At 55.8% G+C, this 5,582-nt stretch carries 3 rRNA genes; all 3 read left to right on the plus strand.

Annotated features, from left to right (window positions below):
• The first annotated feature begins 174 nt into the window (after positions 1 to 174).
• The 3 genes from RH864_RS19100 (at position 175) to rrf (ending at position 5,576) form a co-directional block, all read left to right on the plus strand.
• A 16S ribosomal RNA gene (locus RH864_RS19100) occupies positions 175 to 1,701 on the plus strand.
• A 477-nt stretch (positions 1,702 to 2,178) separates the two neighbouring features.
• A 23S ribosomal RNA gene (locus tag RH864_RS19105) occupies positions 2,179 to 5,285 on the plus strand.
• Positions 5,286 to 5,459: 174 nt separating this feature from the next.
• Positions 5,460 to 5,576: ribosomal RNA gene (gene rrf, locus RH864_RS19110) — 5S ribosomal RNA — on the plus strand.
• Together the 16S, 23S and 5S rRNA genes form the textbook arrangement of a ribosomal RNA operon.
• Positions 5,577 to 5,582 lie beyond the last annotated feature (6 nt).

Consider the following 5,582-nt stretch of genomic DNA (forward strand, 5'->3'; position numbering starts at 1 on the left):
GCGTCCGTTTCTTGAGAACTCAACAGCGTGCACTATGTTCAATGCCAATTTTTGAACCCTGTCCAGTCGTTTGGCTGGTGGGATTCCTTTGGATTGATGGACAGTCAGCAATGATTGTTTCTCGGTCAGAGATCAAATTTCCGCGTCCTGCTTGTTGGGGTGTTGGAGCCATTTTTTTTGGAGAGTTTGATCCTGGCTCAGGACGAACGCTGGCGGCGTGCTTAACACATGCAAGTCGAACGATGAACCAGGTGCTTGCACTTGGGGATTAGTGGCGAACGGGTGAGTAACACGTGAGTAACCTGCCCTGGACTCTGGGATAACTCCGAGAAATCGGTGCTAATACCGGATAGGACCTTTCCTCGCATGAGGTTTGGTGGAAAGTTTTTCGGTTTGGGATGGACTCGCGGCCTATCAGCTTGTTGGTGAGGTAATGGCTCACCAAGGCGTCGACGGGTAGCCGGCCTGAGAGGGTGACCGGCCACACTGGGACTGAGACACGGCCCAGACTCCTACGGGAGGCAGCAGTGGGGAATATTGCACAATGGGCGCAAGCCTGATGCAGCAACGCCGCGTGCGGGATGACGGCCTTCGGGTTGTAAACCGCTTTTAGTAAGGAAGAAGCCTTTCGGGGTGACGGTACTTGCAGAAAAAGGACCGGCTAACTACGTGCCAGCAGCCGCGGTAATACGTAGGGTCCGAGCGTTGTCCGGAATTATTGGGCGTAAAGAGCTCGTAGGCGGTTTGTCGCGTCTGCTGTGAAATCTAGAGGCTCAACCTCTAGCCTGCAGTGGGTACGGGCAGACTTGAGTGCGGTAGGGGAGAATGGAATTCCTGGTGTAGCGGTGGAATGCGCAGATATCAGGAGGAACACCGATGGCGAAGGCAGTTCTCTGGGCCGTAACTGACGCTGAGGAGCGAAAGCGTGGGGAGCGAACAGGATTAGATACCCTGGTAGTCCACGCCGTAAACGTTGGGCGCTAGATGTGGGGACCTTTCCACGGTTTCCGTGTCGTAGCTAACGCATTAAGCGCCCCGCCTGGGGAGTACGGCCGCAAGGCTAAAACTCAAAGGAATTGACGGGGGCCCGCACAAGCGGCGGAGCATGCGGATTAATTCGATGCAACGCGAAGAACCTTACCAAGGCTTGACATATACGAGAACGCCCCAGAGATGGGGAACTCTTTGGACACTCGTATACAGGTGGTGCATGGTTGTCGTCAGCTCGTGTCGTGAGATGTTGGGTTAAGTCCCGCAACGAGCGCAACCCTCGTCGCATGTTGCCAGCACGTTATGGTGGGGACTCATGTGAGACTGCCGGGGTCAACTCGGAGGAAGGTGGGGATGACGTCAAATCATCATGCCCCTTATGTCTTGGGCTTCACGCATGCTACAATGGCCGGTACAAAGGGCTGCGATGTCGTAAGGCGGAGCGAATCCCAAAAAGCCGGTCTCAGTTCGGATTGAGGTCTGCAACTCGACCTCATGAAGTCGGAGTCGCTAGTAATCGCAGATCAGCAACGCTGCGGTGAATACGTTCCCGGGCCTTGTACACACCGCCCGTCAAGTCATGAAAGTCGGTAACACCCGAAGCCGGTGGCCTAACCCTTGTGGAGGGAGCCGTCGAAGGTGGGATCGGTGATTAGGACTAAGTCGTAACAAGGTAGCCGTACCGGAAGGTGCGGCTGGATCACCTCCTTTCTAAGGAGCACTGGAGACTTTCGGGTCTTCCAGGAGACCCAGATCGAAGCCAGTTCTGCTCACTTCGAGTAGAGCGCGTTCTTCGCTGGGTGCTCATGGGTGGAACATTGAACTAGGCATCAGTCGCAAGCATCTGGTTTCAGTACGCCGGCCTTCGGGTTGGTTGGAACGGATTGGGTGGGCGGGGTTGGTGCATGCACGCTGTTGGGTCCTGAGGGACCGGGCGCAGCCGCTGTCTTTTGGATGGTGGTGTGTGTTGGACTTCTGACAGGCCGTCGGATCTTCACCGGGTTTCGGTGTGGGTGTGGTGGCACTGTTCGTCTGTTGAGAACTACATAGTGGACGCGAGCATCTTAGAAACGGCCTTTTGGCTGTTTCACAAAGATTTGATGCACATCACTTTCGGGTGGTGTGCCGACTAATCATTGGTCACCACTGATCCCTTTTGGGGTTGGTGGTTTCTTTGAACTCATGTGATTTCAAGTTTCTAAGAGCAAACGGTGGATGCCTTGGCATCTGGAGCCGAAGAAGGACGTCGTAATCTGCGATAAGCCTCGGGGAGTTGATAAACGAGCTGTGATCCGAGGATTTCCGAATGGGGAAACCCCGCCAGGCCCTTTGGGTGACCTGGTGACTCCCGCCTGAATGTATAGGGCGGGTAGAGGGAACGTGGGGAAGTGAAACATCTCAGTACCCACAGGAAGAGAAAACAACCGTGATTCCGTGAGTAGTGGCGAGCGAAAGCGGAAGAGGCCAAACCTATTGCGTGTGATACCCGGCAGGGGTTGCGCAGTGGGGGTTGTGGGACCTTTCGGACTGTTCTGCCGGACAGTCGCGGTGACTGTGTGTGTGATAGACGAATCGGATTGAAAGCCGAACCGGAGTGGGTGTGAGTCCCGTAGTCGAAATTGCATGCCGGCCGGAAGGGGATCCCAAGTAGCACGGGGCCCGAGAAATCCCGTGTGAATCTGCCAGGACCACCTGGTAAGCCTAAATACTCCCAGATGACCGATAGCGGACAAGTACCGTGAGGGAAAGGTGAAAAGTACCCCGGGAGGGGAGTGAAATAGTACCTGAAACCGTTTGCTTACAAACCGTCGGAGCCTCCTTGTTGGGGTGACGGCGTGCCTTTTGAAGAATGAGCCTGCGAGTTAGTGATCTGTGGCGAGGTTAACCCGTGTGGGGGAGCCGTAGCGAAAGCGAGTCTGAATAGGGCGTATTCAGTCGCAGGTCCTAGACCCGAAGCGAAGTGATCTATCCATGGCCAGGTTGAAGCGACGGTAAGACGTCGTGGAGGACCGAACCCACTTCAGTTGAAAATGGAGGGGATGAGCTGTGGATAGGGGTGAAAGGCCAATCAAACTTCGTGATAGCTGGTTCTCTCCGAAATGCATTTAGGTGCAGCGTTGCGTGTTTCTTGCCGGAGGTAGAGCTACTGGATGGCCGATGGGCCTCAACAGGTTACTGACGTCAGCCAAACTCCGAATGCCGGTAAGTGAGAGCGCAGCAGTGAGACGGTGGGGGATAAGCTTCATCGTCGAGAGGGAAACAACCCAGACCACCGACTAAGGTCCCTAAGCGCGTGCTAAGTGGGAAAGGATGTGGAGTTGCACAGACAACCAGGAGGTTGGCTTAGAAGCAGCCACCCTTGAAAGAGTGCGTAATAGCTCACTGGTCAAGTGATTCCGCGCCGACAATGTAACGGGGCTCAAGCACGCCACCGAAGTCGTGGCATTCATACAATCGATAGGCCTTCGTGGTCCAGTCGTGTGGATGGGTAGGAGAGCGTCGTGTGCTGGGTGAAGCGGCGGAGTGATCCAGCCGTGGACGGCACACGAGTGAGAATGCAGGCATGAGTAGCGAAAGACGGGTGAGAAACCCGTCCTCCGGAAGACCAAGGGTTCCAGGGTCAAGCTAATCTGCCCTGGGTAAGTCGGGACCTAAGGCGAGGCCGACAGGCGTAGTCGATGGACAACGGGTTGATATTCCCGTACCGGCGAAGAACCGCCCACACAAGATCAGAAGTGCTAAGCATCCCAAGACTGGTGGATCCCTTCGGGGTGATGCTGGTGGCGGCATGCGACCCCGTCTGGTGGCGTGAGCGTATTAACAGGTGTGACGCAGGAAGGTAGCCCAACCCGGGCGATGGTTGACCCGGGGCAAGCGTGTAGGCCGAGTCGTAGGCAAATCCGCGACTCATGATGGTTGAGACGCGATGCGGATGAAAAGTGGGTGATCCTATGCTGCCGAGAAAAGCATCGACGCGAGGTTCTAGCCGCCCGTACCCCAAACCGACTCAGGTGGTCAGGTAGAGAATACCGAGGAGATCGAGAGAATCGTGGTTAAGGAACTCGGCAAAATGCCCCCGTAACTTCGGGAGAAGGGGGGCCTGAAGCGTGAACCCACTTGCTGGGGGAAGCGTGGATGGCCGCAGAGACCAGTGGGAAGCGACTGTTTACTAAAAACACAGGTCCGTGCCAAGTCGCAAGACGATGTATACGGACTGACGCCTGCCCGGTGCTGGAAGGTTAAGCGGAACGGTTAGCTCCTTGTGAGCGAAGCTGAGAAGTTAAGCCCCAGTAAACGGCGGTGGTAACTATAACCATCCTAAGGTAGCGAAATTCCTTGTCGGGTAAGTTCCGACCTGCACGAATGGCGTAACGACTTCCCAGCTGTCTCAACCGCGAACTCGGCGAAATTGCATTACGAGTAAAGATGCTCGTTACGCGCAGCAGGACGGAAAGACCCCGTGACCTTTACTACAGCTTGGTATTGGTGTTCGGTGTGGCTTGTGTAGGATAGGTGGGAGACTTTGAAGCTGGCACGCTAGTGTCGGTGGAGTCGTTGTTGAAATACCACTCTGGTCACTCTGGATATCTAACTTCGAACCGTGATCCGGTTCAGGGACAGTGCCTGGTGGGTAGTTTAACTGGGGCGGTTGCCTCCCAAAAAGTAACGGAGGCGCCCAAAGGTTCCCTCAACCTGGTTGGCAATCAGGTGGCGAGTGTAAGTGCACAAGGGAGCTTGACTGTGAGACTGACAGGTCGAGCAGGGACGAAAGTCGGGACTAGTGATCCGGCAGTGGCTTGTGGAAGCGCTGTCGCTCAACGGATAAAAGGTACCTCGGGGATAACAGGCTGATCTTGCCCAAGAGTCCATATCGACGGCATGGTTTGGCACCTCGATGTCGGCTCGTCGCATCCTGGGGCTGGAGTAGGTCCCAAGGGTTGGGCTGTTCGCCCATTAAAGCGGTACGCGAGCTGGGTTTAGAACGTCGTGAGACAGTTCGGTCCCTATCCGCTGCGCGCGTAGGAAATTTGAGAGGATCTGACCCTAGTACGAGAGGACCGGGTTGGACGAACCTCTGGTGTGCCAGTTGTTCCGCCAGGAGCACCGCTGGTTAGCTACGTTCGGGATGGATAACCGCTGAAAGCATCTAAGCGGGAAGCCGGCCTCGAGATGAGATTTCCATCCCTTCGGGGGAGAGGCTCCCAGTAGACGACTGGGTTGATAGGCCGGATGTGGAAGCACGAACTAACGACGTGTGGAGCTGACCGGTACTAATAAGCCGATAACTTGACAATCACTACACCCAACACCGTTTACATAAGGCTGGTGTGGGTGGCCTACGGATTGCTCGCGTCCACTCTGTGGTTCCCTTCAGACGAACCAACAACTCAACAACGAACCCGTTCAGCAATGAACACCCGAAACCACACACCCCCAACCCCCCGGGTTGGTAGCGGTGTGGCCAGAGTTTCGGCGGCCATAGCGCGAGGGAAACGCCCGGACACATTCCGAACCCGGAAGCTAAGACTCGCAGCGCCGATGGTACTGCAGGGGGGACCCTGTGGGAGAGTAGGACACCGCCGGACATTCTT

The organism is Agromyces aerolatus (genome assembly GCF_031432255.1).
GTDB lineage: Bacteria > Actinomycetota > Actinomycetes > Actinomycetales > Microbacteriaceae > Agromyces.